The sequence below is a fragment of the Arminella tubonensis genome (assembly GCF_003240585.1).
GTDB lineage: Bacteria > Pseudomonadota > Alphaproteobacteria > Rhizobiales > Rhizobiaceae > Rhizobium > Rhizobium tubonense.
On record NZ_PCDP01000033.1, the window covers coordinates 64,443 to 83,435 of the forward strand.

Below are 18,993 nucleotides of genomic sequence, written 5' to 3' on the forward strand. Positions count from 1 at the left end.
GAAATCTTCTAGGCGGGCGTGCAACGGCCGCCCCGGTCCTTTCTGATCTGGATCCCGGCTTGCGCTCTTCTTGGCGGCTCGGTCCAATCTGTTTGTATACAAATGATTATGTTCATCCCTTTGCATTGTCAAGCCAGGCATTACTGGAAGCCACATCGGCATTATCGACCGGCATGAACCACAGTTGAAGCGCCTTGCCGTCGAGCGCGCCGGGCACGACGAATTCTACGCCGCCGTCGACGGCATATGCGGTCAATGTCGTGTCCCCGAGCCGGGCGCCGATGATTGAATCCACGTCAAGGCCGGGCAAAGAGAGACGCGCGTCCTGTTGGGACCCGCCTTCGAGAATGCAGGCAAAGTAACCTCTGCCAAAATTTATCTGAGCAATCCGACCGATGAAATCCGTGGTCAGAAGGTGGCCCGCCTCGTTGAAGAGAGAGGTGACGCCAGCGATGGTTCGCAGCGTGACCCGACCGACCGGCGTTAGCAACGGACCGAGGATCACGTCAGCACCATCACTGGTGATCGTCCATCCGGTCCAGGGGTCGAAGCCGCAAATCTCCTCGACCGCCATCAGGGGCAGCAGCGCCGACCAGATGTAAAAGGGATCGGTGTCGCCCTGGTCCATGGCCTCACCGTTGTCCGAATTGTAGTTCTCGGCGGCGATGCGATGTTCTTTCCAGTTCTGCATGAAGAGTTCGTAGCTTTTCCCGGCAAGTTCGAGGGCGTGCCGATTGAAGCCGTACCGCCTGAGGCCGAGCCAGACCATATAGTTTACGTTCGGCCAGATGCGGCCTCGCCAATAGACGTTCTCGGCGTGGGAGGGGTCGTCCCGGGTGGAATTCGGCAGGACGAAAGCACCGCCGAACGTTTCGGGATCCGCCAGATGCTCGAGCAACCGTGACGCCTGTTCGGGGTTCGCCGCGCCGCAAAGCAGGGGATAGAAGGTGGTGGGCGAAAGCGATCGCACGAAGCCCCCCGCGCGTTGCCGATTGGCGAACAGACCCCGGCTCTCATCCCATAATTCGCTGCCTATGAGGTTGCGGCTGATGTCAGCCAGTGACGCGAACTCCAACGCGTCTTCCCGGTAGCCAAGGACGCTCGCGATCTTCGACAGCATCTCTGCGTCAAGAGCCAGGGCGCAGTTAAGACCGAGATCGTAGGTTGAAAGCGTACGGGTGGCGGGATCGTAAGTCGCTTCGTCATGCGTGGCGGAGTTGTCCATGCCAGTCTCGTTCCGCGCGCCGAAGACCGTCCCCTTGTATAGTCCTTCGCCGACATCGCTTGTGCCGCAGGAGATCAATCCCGATCGATCCGGATCCCGGTTTTCCCGCCACCAGCGCTGGTTGCGCGCAAGAGCCTGATAGCTCGCCTGAAGCAGCGACTTCTCACCGGTCCGCTGATAGAGCAGCCAGGCGACGAGCCCGCCATGGGGAGGCTGGCTACGGTCGACCCAGGCGTCGTTCGACGTCACGATGCAGGCGATATTGCCCTGCGGCGTCGCGCCGGCAAGAGCAACGGACATGTTCTCGCGGGCGACATCGGCATCGAACAGGCCCGCCAGCAGCCCGGCGAAGGTCTGGTCGTTGTACCAGACCGCGAACTCGCCGAGATTCCATATTCGCGTCACCGCGGTATAGGGCCGGTGGTTGACCCGGTCCCAGATCGTGTTCCAGCCGACGACATCGCGAACAGCATCGAGTGATCCGGCAAACCGGCCCTGGTGGACCGAAGGCAGCGTCGCGTCGCTCGCGGCCAGGCAAGCGCGCGCCTTGGCGATCGCAAGAGCCTCGGTATCGGCGACGGCCGCCGCATAGCCTCCCTCGCGCATCATCTCCATGTTGAAGCGCAAACCGAGAACGGGATCGGCGTTGCTGCGCGTGGCGGTGTAGAAATAGCCGTTCGCCTCGAAGTCGGCCGCAAGCGCGTCGACACTGTCGTGGCCGGTGACCTGGATCGGCGCGTCTCGGGTGACGATCGCAACATGGCGACGGTCGACGCAAACAAGCGCTGCTTTCTCGACCGGGTCGTATTTGACGGCTTCCCCACCGTCTGCCGAGACTGCCAGCGTCAGCCAGAAGCGCGTGCCCCATTCGCCAAGGGCAGTCGCCTGCCAGTCGCCGCGTATCGCAAACGGGTCGCCGGACTGTGCACGCAAGCCGATCACCGTGCCGGACAGTTCGGTCTCCAGTTCGATGAGGCGGTTGTCGATCGTATGCCGGCCGAAGCGGACCTTGTCGCTCCTTGGCTCGATGAGGCTCGCGCGCCTTGACCGGCTGGAATAGAGCACAGGTGTCACCCTGATGCCGAGGGGAAGAAAAGTGAGCTCGGCAGGGCGTAGCGACCAGCTGTTCCAGGCTCTATTGAGGGGAATCGTCGAGTGACCGCACATATCTGTCTCTACTCCACGTTGTCCGGATAGAAGAAAAGCAATCGAGGCGGCTGCGTCAAGCCGCTTTCGTCGGGCCACGTCGCTCCGGCGTAGGGCGTGCCGGCGTAGTAGCGGTTGGCCGCGGTATTGGAGACGTCCAGCAGCAGCTGGTGCGCACCAGTCGAAAGCACACCGAAGTCGATGCGAAATGGGGAATGATGGCACGCTCCGACAAGCCGTCCATCCAGATAGGCCGTCACTGCCACCGAAACGCCCGGAAGGTCAAGAATGACACGGGCAGCCTCGCGCACATTGATCTGGGTGATATAGGAACCCGTGCCTGAGAAGGACGGAAAGCCCTGCGAATGCCAGCCGGCGTTGACCTGAATAGGTTCAGGCCTGCCCGTCTCGGAAATTTGCAGCGTCCAGTCGTCTTTCAAGATATCGACGCGATGGGGCAAGGGCAGGGAGGCTGGAATTGACACCGGTTGCGAGGGCTTTGTAGTATCGGCGCGAACCCGCAGGCAGACGAATTGCTGCGGGTCAAGTGTGATGCTGAGCGACGAGGCGGTGGCAGCAGTCGTCCGCGTAGCTCCAGCTGCGTCCCAGATCTCGAATTCCAGCTTGGAAATGCCGGCGACCTTGGCGTTGCTGACGGCGCCGCCATCATTGAACAGGACCACACGCGTCCAGCCGTCGGCGTCGGTACCGATAACGTTTGCAACCGTGCCATCGGACGTCACCGCAAATTGCGGACGAGGCAGCGAGGCCACGAGGTCGCGCACGGTTTCAGGTGACGGCGCACCGAGGACGATCTCGACATTTTCGACGACGTCATTTGAACCCGGCTCGCGCGAAAGCCAAACCTTTACCCCCGCGGCCCGAAGGGCGCCTAACGTTTCGGTCAATTCACCGAGTTCGAGGCTGGACAGGGCAGGCATGACGAGCGCTGCGAAGGTCAGGCCGTTCACGGTGAACGTTCCGCAGCCGAGCTCGGCTTTCGACAGGCTCTTGGCGTCCACGATCATGTGGCCACAGGACAGCGCCGACAGGTTCCCGCACCAGGCGCCGAAATGGCGGGCGTGCTCATGTCGCGGGCCTTTTTCCCAAGCCGTCCCCAAGGGGTAGAGCACTGCGACGGTCGTTTGCGGGACGAAGTCCTCGAGAAACGCCGAGAGACGCGAGGTCTCCAGGGACATATGCTGGTGATGCCGCCACCAGGGCTCGAAGTTCAAGCCTGGCGCGAAGTCGAAACGCGGATTGGAGAAAAGGCGTGAATCGTTGTCGAAGCCATCGGTCTGGTAGAGCCCGTGCATGACAACCTGTCGCGCTCCCGCCATGTGGAGCCTTACCGATTGCGAGCGCAATGTCGCCGGCGTCAGCTCCCACTGCCCGGCGGCTCGACGTTCGGTGCGAAGGGCGGTGGCATATATTTCGACCATCGTTCTCGAGCGTCCGTTGGCCCGGGCGACGGAATCTCCGAGCTTCGGCGAAAGCTGGGCGAAGAAATTGTTCGCATCGACGGCAGTTTCGTCGCGCAGGGCATCCAGACCGAAGAAGTCGACGGCGGGAGCCACGCGCGGATCGATGGAGGTAAATCCGGCGTTGAGATCGAAGCTGCCAACGTGCGGCAGGATTTCATGGCCCGTGAGGCGCAGATCGTGGTTGCTGCAGAACACCTTTATCGGCCGGAAGAACGACTGGTAGATCAGGTTGATGTAGGTTTCGTAGAACTTGGTTCTGAGCACACCCGTATCGGGGCCGACGTCGTAGAGAAGCGAGAGCAGGACGATCGAGATCGGGCAGTCACTTGCGACCTCGGCCTTCTGCATCAGATCCGGAGAATGCAGCAGGCTGTTTGCGAGGTTTCCTTCAATTTCGGCCCATTTGTAGAAGCCGGGCGCCGGCTGGTCAAAGAACAGGAACTGTAATGTTTCAGGGATCAGCTGCCCAAGCGCGCTCGCATAAGGCTCCAGGCCGACTTCGACGAAACGTGCCCCGACCTCCGGGAGCAGATAGTTGGGAAGCCGCGATGTCAGGCAGGTTGCCGACAGGAAAACCGTGAGGCGATAGCCGTCCTCGACCTCGCAGGCTGCGGAAAACTCGCACCCGTTTTCGACCCCGGCGATCGTCACCAAGGAGGTCACGTCGCAGATATTGTCGGGGCTCGTCGTTCCGTCCGGATGAAGGGTGGCCGCGACAATTTCCCAATTTCCGAACCGAGCTTCGCCGCCCTCGTAGAGCCAATCGGCAATATCTGGCCCCATCGCCGCGATGATCGGAGCGACGACAGAGGTTATGGCCCCGGTCCTGCTATCGCTCGTCGCCCAGAAGAGATGTCTCTCCCGCAGACGATCGGCATTTTCTACCGTGAGGCCCGCAGCCTGGCCACTTGCCCAGTTGTAATCGTCGTATAGTCCTGCGACCAAGCCGAGCTCGGCCATGATCGACACAGCCTCGGCGTAGCGTTTGAGAAATGCCGGCGACATATAGAGCGAGCGCGGGAAGGCGAGGCGGGTCTGGATGAGGATGGTGCCATAACCCTTCTCTGCGAAATCCGCGAGTTGGGTGGTCATCTCTTCCGTGGACGGCAGCGAATGCCAGAACCAGTAGGCCGCGGGGCGGAACCGGGCGCATGGATTGGCAAACCACCCGTCGGCAGGCACAGTTCTCTCAACGCGCGCTTCGCCCTTCATGGTCCGGCCCACTCCGGATGGGAAATGTCGCGAGCCGCGGCCGCCGCCCGGGCAAGGTCCTCCCAGGCCGGTTTGTCGGGCGCAAAGCGCGCGCGCAAATAGGCCGCCAGATCCGCAAGCTGTTTGTCATTATAGCTTGCCGCATAGGAGGGCATGGACATGACTTCCGCATTTTCCTTCGAGAGCAGTGCCGGGGCGTTGGCGCCTTGGAGGATGGCCTGCAGGACGTTGTCGGGCCGCGTGGCGTGGATCGCCGAGTTGAGCGCCAGCTGTGAGATCGTCGACTGCGTCTCATGGCAAGCAGTGCAGGCGGCCTTAAACATTCTCGCTCCCCGCGGCGCGATCCTTGCCGCCGTTTCCCGCGCCGCATCGGAAGACGCAAGCGCCGCCGATCGCTGCCGCGCCGCGTCCGCCTCCGACGTTGGATTGAGATCGGCGAGATAGGTTGCCATTGCTCTTATGTCGTCGTCCGGAAGCGCTGCCATCGACTTTACGACGGCCGCCATCGGTCCGCCGGCACCCCCATGTCCGTCGACCGCACCCCGGCGCAAATAGGAGAAAAGCGCATCTTCGCTCCATCCGACCGGCGTCATGCTACTGCCGTTGAGCGCCGGAGCATGCCAACCGTCTGCGAAGCCGCCGGCAAAATGGGAGAGACCGCCAATCTCTGCGCCCAGCGCATTTCGCGGACTATGGCAGGCAGAACAATGTCCCAGCGTCTCGACCAGATAGGCCCCGCGGTTCCAGGCCGTGCTTTTCTCTGCGTTGGGCTTCAGGGGATTTGCGCCCGCAAACAACGAGTTCCAAACGGACATCAGCGAGCGGAAGTTGAAAGGAAACCGGAGCCGGGACGGCGGCGCGGGTTTTGCCACTGGGGCCTGTGCCATCAGAAAAGCGTAGAGAGCCTGCAGATCGGCATCATGTGCGCCTGAAAAGGACGGGTAAGGATGGACTGGATAAAGATGATGCCCGTCGCGGCTCACGCCGTTGCGCATTGCGCGTTCGAAAGCCGGGTAGGACCATGCTCCGATACCGCTTGCCTCGTCCGAGGAGATATTTGTGGCATAGACGGTGCCGAAAGGTGTTTCAAATGGTCTGCCACCGGCAAACGGCGTTCCGTCTTCGCCCGTATGGCAGACGTTGCAGGCGCCCGCAGCTGCGGCCAGCCGACCCTTTTCGATGGTTGCCGGGCTGAAAGTGTCAAAAGTCGGTCGGGTGATTTCGGGGTAGGCGCCGCGCCATGGCGATGCCGTCAATATGCCCCCGGCAACGATGCTCGCGCAAATCCCGCCGATGCCGGCAAGGACCGAGCCACGGCGCCAAACCGATGGACGTTCGGGCTTTGCGGCCGGCAATGTCGGCTGGATTCGGCGCTCTCCCAGTGCTGCGAGAACCCGTTCGGGCGTCAGAGGCAGTTCCCGGAAGCGGATTCCGGTCGCGTCGAAGACTGCATTGACAATGGCTGCGGCGCTCGGGACCGACGCGGATTCGCCGGCGCCGCGCGGCTCCTCGTTTTGCCGCGGCATCATCAGGACGTCGATCTCAGGGAGTTCCTGGAACGTCAGAATGGGATAGCTTCCCCACTCCGAACTCTCGACGGCGATATCCGTGAAGGAGACCTGTTCCTTGAGGACGCGGCTCGTCGACTGGATGACGTTGCCATGGATCTGATGCCTGACCCCGTCCGGATTGATCATCAGGCCGGAGTCCTGACCAACCGTCACGCGCGTCACGGTAATCTCGCCGGTCCTCCGGTTGACGGCGACGTCGGCAACCCAGGCCGACCACGCTGCCGGCGTTCCGGGAAATTTGCCGTGGACATAAAGCGCATAGGCAAAGCCGCGGCCATAGAGCAGGTCGCCTTCGCTTCCCATCGTCCCCGTCGTTGTACGAGGCGCCCATCCTGCCCGCTCCGTGACGGCCCGAACAAGGTCCACGGCGCGCGGATCCTTCAAATAGCGAAGACGGTATTCGACCGGATCGACACCGGCGGCAAAGGCCAGTTCGTCGATATAGCTCTCGTGGGCAAAACTGTTCGGCAGGGCCGAGACGCCCCGGAACCACGATGCCCGCGCAATCGGCGGCATGTCGTGGACGGTGATGCGCATGTTGCTGAAGGCATAGGGCGGGATCGCCGTCCGGTCGCCCATGTCAAGGGCCGCGCCCTTGTTCGACACCTTGCCGGTCAGGATGAGCGCGAGCGTCGGCGCGAGGTTGGACGGGTAGCTGCTCTCGAAATCATAGGCTGCGGGTCCGCCTTCGAGGTCGAGCCCACCCCTGACGTCGACCACCTGGCCGGCCCCTTTCGGCTCCCACCCGTTTTCCTGCTCTCTCGTGAGCTGGACACGGACGGGTCGTCCCACCGCGCGCGAAAGCAGGGCTGCGTCCGCTGTCACGTCATCGGCGCAGTTGCGTCCGTAGCAGCCGGCGGCCTCGAGACGTTCGACGGTCACTGCGTCTTCGGGCATGTCCATCAGCAAAGCGAGGTCGCGTCGCATGGAAAAGGGGTTTTGTGTTCCCGACCAGACGACGAGCCTTTCCGCGCTCCAATCGGCAACCGCGCATGAAGGTCCGATCGAGGCATGCATCTGAAAAGGCCAGACGTAGCTTCGATCGAAACGTGGCGCCGCACCTTCCAGGGCGAGTTCAACGTTGCCCTGGTCGGCCAGCACGCGTGCCGTCGCGGGATTGTCGCGGATTGCCTGCTCGGGATTGTTAAGGTCCGCAAGCAGCGGCGGATCACGCCACATCACCTTGAGCCGCTCGGCCGCGGCCGCGGCGTTCTCTTCCCGTGTCGCCACGATCCCGATGAAATCGCCGATCGCCACCAGAGCGACAATTCCGTCTATTCCCTCGATCGACCGTTCGTCGATGCTGATCAGGCTGTGGCCGACATGGTCTCCGCTGTCGAAGCCGATGTAGGGAGGGCGCACGACCCGGCCATGAAGCATCTCCGCGAGGCGCACGTCGTGGACATAGTTCCACGTGCCTGTCGCCTTTGCTGCAATGTCGTTGCGGGGTTGCGGCTTGCCGACAATGCGGTAGGTATCCACGGTCTTGACCGTGACGGATGGGTCGATTTCGATGCGGACGTGTCGACCGGCAATCAGCTCCCCCATACCGATCGACCAATTTGCCGGCGATTGCGGCCGGATCACGCCATCCTCGATCGTAAGCAAAGCCGGATCGATCGCATGCAGGCGGGCCGCCTGTTCAAGCAGATATCGCCGTGCGGTCGCGGCGGCCTGGCGCAGCGGCACAGCACTCACCTGTATCGTCTCACTGGCGATCGTGGCCCCTTGGTCCGGCGCGATGGTGGTTGTTCCAAGAACCACGCGCACCTGGTCGAAACCGACATCCAGCTCCTCGGCGACAATCTGCGCCAGCGATGTCCTGATACCGGTTCCAAGATCGACATGGCCGTTCAGCGCGGTGGCGGTGCCATCGGGAAAAACCGCAAGAAATATGTCCGGATCGCCCCCGCCGCGGGATCTGACGACGAGCAGAATTTCTTTTGATGAGAGGTATTGCGAGCGCGGAATGTCCTGAGTGGTGGTCATGCGCTTCCTCCGCCGGCAGATGGACCCTTGGAGAGTGTATCGCGAGCTCTCCTTACAGCGGCAAGAATTTCCACGTGGGTTCCGCATCGACAGAGATGATGACCAAGCGCTCTTCGTATATCGGCCTCGCTTGCATCGGGCTTTTCAGTCAGGAGAGCGGTCGCCGCGACGATCATGCCGTTCAGGCAGTATCCGCACTGGGCGGCCTGTTCTTTCACGAAGGCGTCCTGAACGAAATGCATGCGCTCGACCGTCCCCAGGCCCTCGAGGGTCACAATTCGTTTTCCTTCGACGGCGCCTATCTCGACAGTGCACGAACGCACGGAGCGTCCGTCAACAAGAATGGCACAGGCGCCGCATTCGCCAAGGCCACAGCCGTATTTGGGACCGTTAAGACCGAGATCGTTTCGAAGAACGAAGAGGAGAAGGGTTTTCGGAGAAAGTTCAATGAGGTGCTTGGCGCCGTTTACGTCGAGAGTAATCGCCTGAGGTCGCATCAGAAGCTCCCGCAAGGCGCGGCGTCAGGCATCGACGATGTGCCGCTGCAGGTTGAATCCTCAGCTGGCCGGTCCCCCACGCGTTCACGCCCCTCGAAGGCATACATTCATCTATCCCCTGGAGGCGTTGGCGCCTCTTCATTTGTGTACGAATGATTGCCGGGCGGCATCGATCTGTCAACTATGAAACAGCATCCAAGCGCGCGCCTTAAGGCGGGTCGATGATCGACTGAAACCCCTCTCTGTCTCCATGATTAAGGATGAATGATGGCCGACACCGATCGTGACACCAGCACATTTTCAGAAATGATGCGAAAACAAGGCGATGGGATTGTTCGCTGCAGAGCGCCCCTTGTACACTGTTGCGCCGTGGACGTTGAATCGCCAGGATAATTGGTGGAGCCTTTATTGGCTCATCTCTTCAGGAAGAATTAAATCTATTAGTTAATAGATGGTCGTTGGATGCCGACAAGATTAATAGAATTTTAATTCTTATACGCACCCTGCGAAGTCAAAATTGTCAAACGGACACCTAGTAATTCCTGTATCAAATCCACGAGGAAGACATGCGCGTTAAGATTGGTTTGTTGCTAGGCTTGCTCTTTGGACTGATTGTCGTCGTTTCGGCCGGTCAGAGTCTCTACGCGGTTGTCGCGCTGAACTCGATTGATGCAGCAAACAGCCAGCTTATCGATAAGCGTGTGCCGTCCTTCATTCAGCTTGGGCAACTGAATTCCGATGTCGGACATGTCCGTATAGCGCAAAGTGGCCTCCTGATGGCTGGAACCGCCGGCGCTGACGACTTCAAACAAATGCTGAAGAAGGCCCAAAGCGCCGTGGCCGACGATCGCGCCAAATACGAGCCATTGATGGTCGACCAGGGCGATCGGGATCTCTACGCTGAATTTTCAAAGGATTGGGCGTCAGCCGATGCTGAATGGGCAAAAGTGCTCGCTGCCTTGGAATCGGGACAGCAGGATAAGGCGATGACGCTATTTGCCGGCGAATCCCGCAGCGCATATGAAAAAGCTGGAAAGGCGATACAGGCGGCCGTCGACGATCTCAAACAGAACGCCATGGACGAAGGGATCACCACGCGGAATACCGTTTCCATGGCGGAGGCTGCAACCTATGTTGCGCTGGTCGTCTCGGTCATCATCGGCCTTGGCGCCATGGCTATAAGCTTCCTGCGAGTTGTCCGGCCTGTCGTGCGAATGACCAACTTCATGGGTATGCTGGCCAAGGGCGACACCGTCTCGGAGGTGCCCGATTCCCATCGTCGCGATGAGATCGGCGCGATGGCTGCCGCCGTCAAGGTGTTCAGGGACGGCATGATCCACAACAAACAGCTTGAGACGGCGGCCGAAGCCAACCGGGCAAAATCCGATGCCGATCGTGCAGCCGCCCAGACCAAGGCCGAAGCTGACGCGACCGAGCGTCTGCAGCAGGCAACATCCGGTCTGGCGTCCGGTTTGAAGCGGTTGGCGGCTGGTGACCTCTCGTTCGAATTGACGGAACCGTTCGCTCCCGAATTCGAGACCCTGCGCCACGATCTCAATACTGCGGTCGCTCAACTCGGCGAGACGCTGCGCTCGGTTGCACAATCGACCGGCGGGATCGACACCGGAACGCGAGAGATCAGCCGGAGCTCCGACGATCTGTCGAAGCGAACCGAGCAGCAGGCAGCTTCGCTCGAGGAGACGGCGGCAGCGCTCGATCAGATCACCGTCAATGTCGCGAACTCCTCCAAGCGGGCCGATGAAGCACGGACCGTGGCCGTTCAGGCAAACACAGGTGCTGCGCAGTCCGGCAAGGTCGTTGCCAATGCCGTGGAGGCCATGCATCGTATCGAGCAGTCCTCCAGCCAAATTTCCAACATCATCGGCGTCATTGACGAGATCGCCTTTCAGACCAATCTTCTGGCGCTCAACGCAGGCGTCGAGGCCGCGCGTGCCGGGGAAGCGGGCAGGGGGTTCGCCGTCGTCGCTCAGGAAGTACGCGAACTGGCCCAGCGTTCTGCAAAGGCTGCCAAGGAGATCAAGGACCTGATCAGCACCTCCAGCAACGAGGTGGAAAGCGGCGTCAAACTGGTACGGGATACCGGTGAGGCATTAAGGACGATCGAGCAATATATCGTCACGATCAACTATCATATGGAGGCGATAGCGACTTCCGCCCGGGAGCAATCGACCGGACTTGCCGAGGTCAACACGGCCGTCAATCAGATGGACCAGGTCACTCAGCAGAACGCTGCCATGGTGGAAGAGACCAACGCGGCCAGCGCATCCCTTGCCGAGGAAGCGGGACGCTTGCGCCAGTTGATCTCCCAGTTCAGCCTTGGTGGAGATGGCAATAGGGTCCCGACAACAGCAATTCGCCGCCAGGCCACTCCTGTCAAGGGCTCTCCCGTCCAGGCGCTGCGCGATCATAGGCCGGTAAGCTCGCCCGCCCGTAAAATGGTCGCAGATGTCGCCAGGGCTTATGGCGGCAATACAGCCGCGGCGAAGGATAGCTGGGAGGAGTTTTGATGAATGCGGTTCAACAGAATAGCCAGCGTAGCGGCGAGACCCTGGAAATCCTCGCCTTCCGGCTCAACGATCAGGAGTTTTGCGTCCCGACGATTGCTATCCGCGAGATCCGCGGATGGGGTGCTGCAACACCGATACCCCACGCACCGGCCGATGTGGTCGGCGTGATGAACCTGCGCGGTGCCGTAATCCCGATCATCGATCTTGCCTTGAAGCTCGGTATGAATAGCACCACGCCAACCGAGCGCAGTGCCATCGTCGTTGCCGAGATCAACCGGGTGGCGATGGGGCTGGTCGTCGATAGCGTGTCCGACATTCTGACAATCGATGCAGCGTTGCTCCAACCCGTACCCAACATGAACGTACCCGGCGGCACCACCTATTCCGACGGCATCATCGCCCACCAAAACAGCATGATCTGTTTCTTGAACCTCGAACGCATGTTCGAGCGGGAAGGTGAACCGGGTCTCACCGCTTAGGCGAGGCCGATTTAAGTCCTGTCGGGCAGTTCAGTTCTGCCAGCCCGTTGCGGTCTCGGCTGCAAAGTCGCGATAGGAGCGCGGCGGGCGGCCGAGGAGCGCGGTCAGCGGGTCTATTTCAGCAGTCGTGGCCGCGGCACCCTCGTCCTGATGGTAACGAACATCTGGCGCATGTCGTAGGCCTGCCGGCTCGGGGTAAACGCGGCCTTCCTCTCAAACCACTATTCTGGAGTGGAATGCTGTAGACTGCACCCGCCGACAAAGGTTTGACTCATGTCGATTGATGATGAGATTGGTGCAGTCCGCAACAGAGGCGGGCGAAGGATCGACGGGCAATGGCATCAATCTTCGAGACACTGGTGATTGCAGAGAGGTGGCAGCGGTCCGGACGCGACCTTGCGATTGCCACCGTGATCGAAACCTGGGGCTCGGCCCCGTGTCCGGTAGGTAGCCACCTGGTGATAGACGCCAACGGAAACTTCGAGGGCTCGGTCTCCGGCGGATGCGTGGAGGGCGCTGTTATCGTCGAGGCGATGGATGTCATTGAAAGTGGAGAGCCAAGGATGCTTGCGTTCGGAGTTGCCGACGAAACGGCGTGGAAGGTGGGTTTGTCCTGCGGCGGGCAAATCCGCGTCTACCTCGAAAAGCTTGTCCCATGAGGATCTCGAGCCTCTACGCGCTCAACGAGGCGCGAGGCAAACGCCTGGCCGCCGTTCACGTCACCAACCTGTCTCGCGGCGAGGACTGGGTTCTCGTCCAAGGACAGCAGTTTCAACACCCTATCGCGACGCAGATCGAGAAAGCACTTCATTCGGGCCGGTCTGCCATCGTCGAAACCGGCGATGGCGAGATATTTCTGAATGCGCAACGACCGCCGCCTGTGATCGTCGTCATTGGTGCTGTTCACATCAGCCAGTCACTGGCAAAGATCGCCAAGCTGACTGACTTCGATGTCCGGATCATTGATCCGAGAACGGCTTTTGCCACCGCCGAGCGCTTCAAGGACATCGACCTTGTGGCCGACTGGCCGCTCGACGCGCTGCGCGACAGGCCGCTTGACCGCTACACCGCCCTGGTCGCAGTCACGCATGACCCGAAAATCGACGACCGGCCGATCATGCAGGCTCTCGCCGCAGGGTGTTTTTACGTGGGTGCCCTCGGTAGTCGGAAGACTCATGCTACGCGCCTGGAGAGGTTGCGGGCGCAGGGCCTCGACGATGTCGATCTTTCGCGGATACATGCCCCGATAGGGCTCGATATCGGCGCCGTGAGTCCGGCGGAGATAGCGGTCGCGATCCTGGCGGAGATCATTCAGGCAGCACGTATGCCGAGATGGGCTGCTGGCGAAGCATCATGACCGTAGCCAATGACATCACCGTTGCTGTCGTGCTGCTGGCGGCAGGCAGGTCGACCCGGATGGGTGAAGCGGGGCAGCACAAGCTTCTCGCCGAATTTGACGGCATGCCGTTGGTGCGACGATCGGCACAGGTGGCAATCGCGAGCAGCGCCACGTCGACGACAGTGGTGACCGGGTATCGGAGCGATGAGATCGAGCGCGTGCTCTCATCGTTGCCGCTGCATCTCGTGGAGAACCCGGAATATGCCTCCGGCATGGCCAGCTCGTTGATCGCAGGCGTGTCGACCAAAGCCGCCGGCGAGGCGGATGGCGTCATGATCATGCTTGCCGACATGCCCGCCATCACCGTCGACAATCTTGCAGCACTGATCGTCGCGTTTCAAGGAGCACAAGGGCAAGCGATTGTGCGGGCCGTGTCGCATGGTCAGCGCGGCAACCCGGTGATACTGCCGCGGACAATTCTGCCCAAGATTCTGGAGCTTAACGGCGATGTCGGCGCCCGGAGCATCATTGAGGCCTCGGGCCTTCCTGTCATAGACGTAGAGATCGGGCAAGCCGCCCTCATTGATGTTGATACGCCGGAACAGGTCATAACAGCGGGCGGCCGGTTAGACGGCTGATCGCGCTCACTGGGCAATCTTGGCGAAGTCGCCCCGGACTATGCCATGGCGTTGAAGCTTGTCGTAGAAGGTCTTGCGCGGAATGCCGAGCGCTTCGATCGTTCGGCGGATATCACCATCGTTGAGGGTGAGCGTTTCGCGGATGATATCGGCTTCATATCGCTCGACGCGTGCGGGCAGCGGCAAGGCGCCATCGGACGCCGGGTTCTGGTCTGGCCTTGCTGCTGCGGCCGGTTCCAGTCCTAGCACGAAACGTTCGGCGAAATGCGACAGCTCGCGCACATTACCCGGCCATTCATGGCTCTGGAGATGGCGATGCAGATCAGCGGAGATCATCGGTATCGAACGTTTGAAGCGTGTGGCGGCGCGTTCGGTGAAATAGCCGAACAGGAGAGGAATATCGTCGCGCCGATCGCGCAGCGGCGGGATGCTGATGGTCACGACGTTGAGGCGGTAATAAAGGTCCTCGCGGAAATCGCCGCGCTGGCGCGGGTCGCCGAGGTCCACCTTGGCGGCGGCGACCACTCTCAGGTCCACCGGCCTGACCTCGTTGGTGCCGAGTGGCGTGACTTCGCGCATTTCCAGCACCCGCAGCATCTGCACCTGTGTCGAAGGTGGCATGCTCTCGATCTCGTCCAGGAAAAGCGTGCCGCCGCTGGCGTGTTCGATGCGACCGATCCGCTTCTTCTGCGCACCGGTAAAGGCGCCCGGCTCGTGACCGAAGAGCTCGCTCTCGATGACGGTTTCCGGCAAAGCGCCGCAATTCAGCGCGACGAAATTGCCGCTGGCCCGGCGGCTCCAGCGATGAAGGAGGCTGGCAACCACCTCCTTGCCGCTGCCGGTTTCGCCGGTCACGAGTACATCCACGTCGGTGTCAGCTATCTGCCGCAGCGTGTGGCGCAGCCGCTCCATGGCGGCCGTCTGGCCGATCAACGGCAGGCTGTCCTGCGCCTGTTCGGCGGCGTCCCTGAGGGCACGGTTCTCCAGCACGAGATGGCGCTTTTCCACCGCGCGTCTGACGCTCTGCACGAGGCGATCGGTGGCGAAAGGCTTCGTGATGAAGTCATAGGCGCCATCCTGGATCGCCTTGACCGCCATCGGAATATCGCCATGCCCGGTCATGAGTATGACCGGCAAGTCCGCGTCGAGCCGTCGCACCCGGTCAAAGAGTTGCAGGCCGTCGATCTGTGGCATGCGGATGTCGGACACGACGACGCCGACAAGATTTGCATCCAGTGCACCGAGCGCATCGGCAGCCGCGGAAAAGGCCGAGACCGAAAAGCCGGCAAGTTCCAGCGTCTGTGTCGTCGCTTTCAGCAAATCCCTGTCGTCATCGATGAGAAAGATCCCTGATGTGGCGCTCATGGTAGTACCCTGCGCAGATGGATGGTGAAACGGGTTCCGCCTTCGCCGCTGTCGACATCGATGCGGCCGCCATAGTCGGCGACAATGTCTTTCGAGATGACGAGACCAAGGCCCAGACCCTTTTCCTTCGAGGTGTTAAAGGGAGTGAATAGCGAGTGCAGGATGGCCGGTGAAATGCCCGGGCCGTTGTCGGAAACGATGACCTCGACGCTGTCAGGCATCTCGAGCACCGAAACCTCGACCCTAGCCTCGTCGCGACCCTCCAGCGCCTCCAGCGCGTTCTGGAAGAGATTGATCAGCACCTGTTCAAGCCGAACGCGCGTGCCGATCACCGTAAGACCCGCCGGCGGCAGATCGATCGCCAGCGCGTCGAGCCGGCCGGCGAAGCGGCTTCTGAGCAAGACCACAGCGCCTTCGATGGCACTGCGAAGTTCGACCGGTTCCGGCCCCGTCCGCCCCTTGCGGGCAAACGCCTTCAGCTCCTCGGTGATGGTGCCGATCCGCTCGGTCAGCGCGGCGATGGAATGGAGATTTTCCTTCACCGGCTCGATCTGACGTCGCTCGAGAAAGACATTTGCATTGTCGGCATAGGCACGGATGGTCGCGACCGGCTGGTTGATCTCGTGGGCGACTCCGGCGGCGACCTGGCCGAGGATTGCCAGTCTATTGGCCTGTACCAGCTCCTGCTGCACGACCTGAAGCTTCGCCTCGGTTGTCCGATGATCGGAAATTTCGGCCTCGAGACGGTCCCGGGCGCGGCTGAGATCCTCGGTGCGCTCCAGCACGCGCCTCTCCAGTTCCTCCCGTGCGATCCGGCCGAGAGCAATCTGCATTGCAGATACTTGGCGCCGCCTGAGCAGGAAGGCCGCGATTGCAAGGATCGGCACAAGGGTTGTCAGCACCAGGAATCGGGTCTCGCGGACGGCAGAGGCAATCGCCGGTTCCATCGGGATCAGATAGTCCAATTGCCAGGGCGTGGAGGGTACGGCCGTCGTTAGCCGCAGATATTCTTCGGAATCGCTTCCCGGCAGAACCGCGCGCACGATCGAGGCATCCGGACCGATGGCTTCGGGACGAGCGATCGGCAGGGGCGTCAGCGGAGCATCACCGAATTGCAGGCTCTTGCGGATGGCGGCGAGATTATCCGTCGAAAGCGGCGACGCTGTCATGAAACGCCAGGAGGGGATGCTGGTGATGAGCACCACGCCATGCTCGTCGGTAACATAGGCCGGGCGTGCCGCTTCGCGCCAGTCTGCCTCCAGCTGGTCGAATTCCATCTTGACGACCACGACCCCGAGCGGTGCTTGCGCGTCGCCTACGCGGCGCGAAATATAGAGGCCGGGACGATTGCTGACATTGCCGAGGGCAAAATGCTCTGCCGTTCCCGTCTCCATCGCCCGGCGAAAATAGTCGCGGAAGGAATAGTCATTGCCGACGAAACTTAGCGGTTCGCGCCAATTGCTGGAGGCGATCGCGACGCCGTCCGCGCCGGTGACGTAGAGCACGGAGGCCTTGGTGCCGGCGACGAGGCTCTCGAGCTTTTGGTCGAGCGTGGTGACCGCATCGCTCTTGGCGGCTGCGAGCGCATCGCGGACCTGTCGGTCATCTGCCAGCAGAAGCGGCAAGGCGCGGGGGCGCTCCAGAACGGCTCTGAGCAGCGCAACCTTTAGATTCGCGTCCGTGCGACCTTGGCTTTGCAGCGCCTGGATCGCGGTGATGCGGCCGTAAAAGGCCGCGCCATAGAGTCCGGCCGCAAGGATGACCGCACAGAAAACTGCAAAAACAAACCAGGCACGGTGGGAGCGCCGGCCCAGCTGCTCAGGCGTCGAAGATCGTTCCAGGGTGGGTCGCTGCAGCATGGCCGCATTGTGCATGATTTCGCCAGAACTGCAATTCATCTTGTGCGGATTATCGCACAGGGCTTGGAAAGCCGCCTGCATCCCCTCAGGTAAATGCTTTCAGTTCAACCTGTTAGACGCAACCGCGCAGTTTGGCACGCTTGTTGCTCCGTATGACCAAACAGTCGGAGGCTGTTGAGGATTGGTCATTGCCCGGAGGGCCGAGAGATCGGTTGGGCGAAACGGAGGACATCATGATTGCACCCATTGCCACCACTGCCGAACCGCACGGCAAGCTTCCCTTTTACCGGCATCTCTATGCCCAGGTTCTCGCCGCCATCGCGGCGGGTATACTGCTCGGCCATTTCTACCCGCAGATCGGCGCCTCGATGCAGCCGCTTGGCGACGCGTTCATCAAGCTTGTGCGCATGGTCATTGCGCCGGTGATCTTCCTGACGGTGACAACAGGTATTGCCGGCATGTCGGACCTGAAGAAATTCGGACGTGTCGTCGGCAAGGCTCTTATCTATTTCTTCGTCTTCTCGACGCTGGCGCTGGTTGTCGGTCTTATCGTCTCGAATGTTCTGCAGCCGGGCGCCGGCATGCACATCAATCCGGCAACGCTGGACACGAAGGCGGTCAACACCTACGCGGCTCAAGCGCATGATGCCTCTGTCGTCGGTTTCCTGATGAACATCATTCCCGACACGATCGTCGGCGCTTTCGCCAAGGGTGATATTCTTCAGGTGCTGTTCTTCTCGGTCGTTTTCGGCATCGCGCTTGGCGCGGTCGGTGAACGCGGCCGGCCGGTGCAGGATTTCCTTCAGGCGCTGGTGGCGCCGATCTTCCGTCTTGTGGCGATCCTGATGAAGTTCGCACCGATCGGTGCTTTCGGCGCCATGGCTTTCACCATCGGGAAATATGGCATCGGCGCGATCGCCAACCTGGCATTCCTGATCGGCACCTTCTATCTCACATCGCTTCTGTTCGTGATCGTCGTCCTCGGCGCCGTGGCCCGCTATAACGGCTTTTCGATCCTGGCGCTGCTGCGCTACATCAAGGAAGAACTGCTTCTGGTGCTCGGTACGTCGTCTTCGGAAGCTGCATTGCCCGGTCTGATGAACAAGATGGAGCGTGCGGGTTGCAAGCGCTCCGTTGTCGGCCTTGTCATCCCGACCGGCTATTCCTTCAATCTCGACGGCACCAACATCTACATGACGCTGGCGGCGCTCTTCATCGCCCAGGCGACCGATACCCCGCTGACGCTAGGCGATCAGGTCCTCTTGCTGTTGGTGGCGATGCTGAGCTCGAAGGGTGCGGCCGGCATTACCGGTGCCGGCTTCATCACGTTGGCAGCCACGCTCTCCGTCGTGCCCTCGGTTCCGATTGCCGGCATGGCGCTGATCCTCGGCATCGACCGCTTCATGTCGGAATGCCGTGCACTCACCAACCTCGTCGGCAATGCAGTCGCCACGGTGGTCGTCGCACGCTGGGAGAACGAGCTGGATCAGACAAAATTCGCCGCAGCCATGGCGGGCGAACTGTCCGGAGATCCCGAAGCGATCGAGCCCGCGCTACAAGCCGCTGAGTGAGCGTCTTCCGGGGCGGTCCGTAGACAGCAAACGAATGGGCGTGATTGTCTGCTCATCGCCGGATAAAGCTGGCGATGAGGCCAAGATTGC

12 protein-coding genes are annotated in these 18,993 nt (G+C 61.2%); 6 read left to right on the plus strand and 6 right to left on the minus strand.

The genetic code is table 11. The features are described 5' to 3' along the window. Positions 1-112: 112 nt before the first annotated feature. From CPY51_RS10745 to CPY51_RS10760, 4 genes are read right to left on the minus strand one after another with little or no spacing between them, the layout of a single operon-like run. Positions 113-2,392 (minus strand): MGH1-like glycoside hydrolase domain-containing protein, encoded by a 2,280-nt coding sequence (locus CPY51_RS10745; RefSeq protein WP_111160236.1) that lies wholly within the window; start codon positions 2,390-2,392, stop codon positions 113-115. 8 nt (positions 2,393-2,400) lie between these two features. Then, the gene (locus CPY51_RS10750; RefSeq protein ID WP_111160237.1) at positions 2,401-5,067 is read right to left on the minus strand and encodes a carbohydrate-binding protein; all 2,667 of its coding nucleotides are present in this window, start codon (positions 5,065-5,067) and stop codon (positions 2,401-2,403) included. Then, positions 5,064-8,627: a molybdopterin cofactor-binding domain-containing protein gene (locus CPY51_RS10755; RefSeq protein WP_111160238.1), complete on the minus strand. Its 3,564-nt coding sequence runs from the start codon at positions 8,625-8,627 to the stop codon at positions 5,064-5,066. Before CPY51_RS10755 ends, CPY51_RS10750 begins: the two co-directional genes overlap by 4 nt. Beyond that, the gene (locus tag CPY51_RS10760; protein ID WP_111160239.1) at positions 8,624-9,124 is read right to left on the minus strand and encodes a (2Fe-2S)-binding protein; all 501 of its coding nucleotides are present in this window, start codon (positions 9,122-9,124) and stop codon (positions 8,624-8,626) included. The genes CPY51_RS10755 and CPY51_RS10760 overlap by 4 nt, the downstream gene beginning before the upstream one ends. A 566-nt stretch (positions 9,125-9,690) precedes the next feature. On the opposite strand from CPY51_RS10760, the gene CPY51_RS10765 reads away from it, so the two are divergent. The 5 genes from CPY51_RS10765 (at position 9,691) to CPY51_RS10790 (ending at position 14,108) form a co-directional block, all read left to right on the plus strand. Further along, on the plus strand, positions 9,691-11,652 hold the full coding sequence (locus CPY51_RS10765; protein ID WP_111160240.1) for a methyl-accepting chemotaxis protein: 1,962 nt from the start codon (positions 9,691-9,693) through the stop codon (positions 11,650-11,652). Next, the gene (locus tag CPY51_RS10770) at positions 11,652-12,131 is read left to right on the plus strand and encodes a chemotaxis protein CheW (RefSeq protein ID WP_111160241.1); all 480 of its coding nucleotides are present in this window, start codon (positions 11,652-11,654) and stop codon (positions 12,129-12,131) included. Before CPY51_RS10765 ends, CPY51_RS10770 begins: the two co-directional genes overlap by 1 nt. Positions 12,132-12,466: 335 nt before the next feature. Next, complete coding sequence (locus tag CPY51_RS10780) at positions 12,467-12,790, plus strand: XdhC family protein (RefSeq protein WP_111160242.1); 324 nt, start codon at positions 12,467-12,469, stop codon at positions 12,788-12,790. Beyond that, positions 12,787-13,488 (plus strand): XdhC family protein, encoded by a 702-nt coding sequence (locus CPY51_RS10785; RefSeq protein ID WP_111160243.1) that lies wholly within the window; start codon positions 12,787-12,789, stop codon positions 13,486-13,488. The genes CPY51_RS10780 and CPY51_RS10785 overlap by 4 nt, the downstream gene beginning before the upstream one ends. Then, complete coding sequence (locus CPY51_RS10790; RefSeq protein WP_244598589.1) at positions 13,485-14,108, plus strand: nucleotidyltransferase family protein; 624 nt, start codon at positions 13,485-13,487, stop codon at positions 14,106-14,108. The genes CPY51_RS10785 and CPY51_RS10790 overlap by 4 nt, the downstream gene beginning before the upstream one ends. A gap of 6 nt (positions 14,109-14,114) precedes the next feature. On the opposite strand, the gene CPY51_RS10795 is transcribed toward CPY51_RS10790, so the two are convergent. Both CPY51_RS10795 and CPY51_RS10800 read right to left on the minus strand, forming a co-directional pair. Beyond that, the gene (locus tag CPY51_RS10795; RefSeq protein ID WP_111160245.1) at positions 14,115-15,473 is read right to left on the minus strand and encodes a sigma-54-dependent transcriptional regulator; all 1,359 of its coding nucleotides are present in this window, start codon (positions 15,471-15,473) and stop codon (positions 14,115-14,117) included. Further along, positions 15,470-17,347: a sensor histidine kinase gene (locus CPY51_RS10800; protein ID WP_111160278.1), complete on the minus strand. Its 1,878-nt coding sequence runs from the start codon at positions 17,345-17,347 to the stop codon at positions 15,470-15,472. The genes CPY51_RS10795 and CPY51_RS10800 overlap by 4 nt, the downstream gene beginning before the upstream one ends. Before the next feature lie 218 nt (positions 17,348-17,565). On the opposite strand from CPY51_RS10800, the gene CPY51_RS10805 reads away from it, so the two are divergent. Beyond that, positions 17,566-18,903, plus strand: coding sequence for a dicarboxylate/amino acid:cation symporter (locus CPY51_RS10805; protein ID WP_111160279.1), 1,338 nt, complete (start codon positions 17,566-17,568; stop codon positions 18,901-18,903). Positions 18,904-18,993: the final 90 nt, after the last annotated feature.

What these genes read in the sequence shown, in the direction of transcription:
- CPY51_RS10760 (WP_111160239.1), bottom strand. Translation starts at nt 9,124, where the DNA reads ATGCGACCTCAGGCGATTACTCTCGACGTAAACGGCGCCAAGCACCTC.
- CPY51_RS10755 (WP_111160238.1), bottom strand. Translation starts at nt 8,627, where the DNA reads ATGACCACCACTCAGGACATTCCGCGCTCGCAATACCTCTCATCAAAA.
- CPY51_RS10765 (WP_111160240.1), top strand. Translation starts at nt 9,691, where the DNA reads ATGCGCGTTAAGATTGGTTTGTTGCTAGGCTTGCTCTTTGGACTGATT.
- CPY51_RS10785 (WP_111160243.1), top strand. Translation starts at nt 12,787, where the DNA reads ATGAGGATCTCGAGCCTCTACGCGCTCAACGAGGCGCGAGGCAAACGC.
- CPY51_RS10745 (WP_111160236.1), bottom strand. Translation starts at nt 2,392, where the DNA reads ATGTGCGGTCACTCGACGATTCCCCTCAATAGAGCCTGGAACAGCTGG.
- CPY51_RS10795 (WP_111160245.1), bottom strand. Translation starts at nt 15,473, where the DNA reads ATGAGCGCCACATCAGGGATCTTTCTCATCGATGACGACAGGGATTTG.
- CPY51_RS10790 (WP_244598589.1), top strand. Translation starts at nt 13,485, where the DNA reads ATGACCGTAGCCAATGACATCACCGTTGCTGTCGTGCTGCTGGCGGCA.
- CPY51_RS10780 (WP_111160242.1), top strand. Translation starts at nt 12,467, where the DNA reads ATGGCATCAATCTTCGAGACACTGGTGATTGCAGAGAGGTGGCAGCGG.
- CPY51_RS10770 (WP_111160241.1), top strand. Translation starts at nt 11,652, where the DNA reads ATGAATGCGGTTCAACAGAATAGCCAGCGTAGCGGCGAGACCCTGGAA.
- CPY51_RS10750 (WP_111160237.1), bottom strand. Translation starts at nt 5,067, where the DNA reads ATGAAGGGCGAAGCGCGCGTTGAGAGAACTGTGCCTGCCGACGGGTGG.
- CPY51_RS10800 (WP_111160278.1), bottom strand. Translation starts at nt 17,347, where the DNA reads ATGCACAATGCGGCCATGCTGCAGCGACCCACCCTGGAACGATCTTCG.
- CPY51_RS10805 (WP_111160279.1), top strand. Translation starts at nt 17,566, where the DNA reads ATGATTGCACCCATTGCCACCACTGCCGAACCGCACGGCAAGCTTCCC.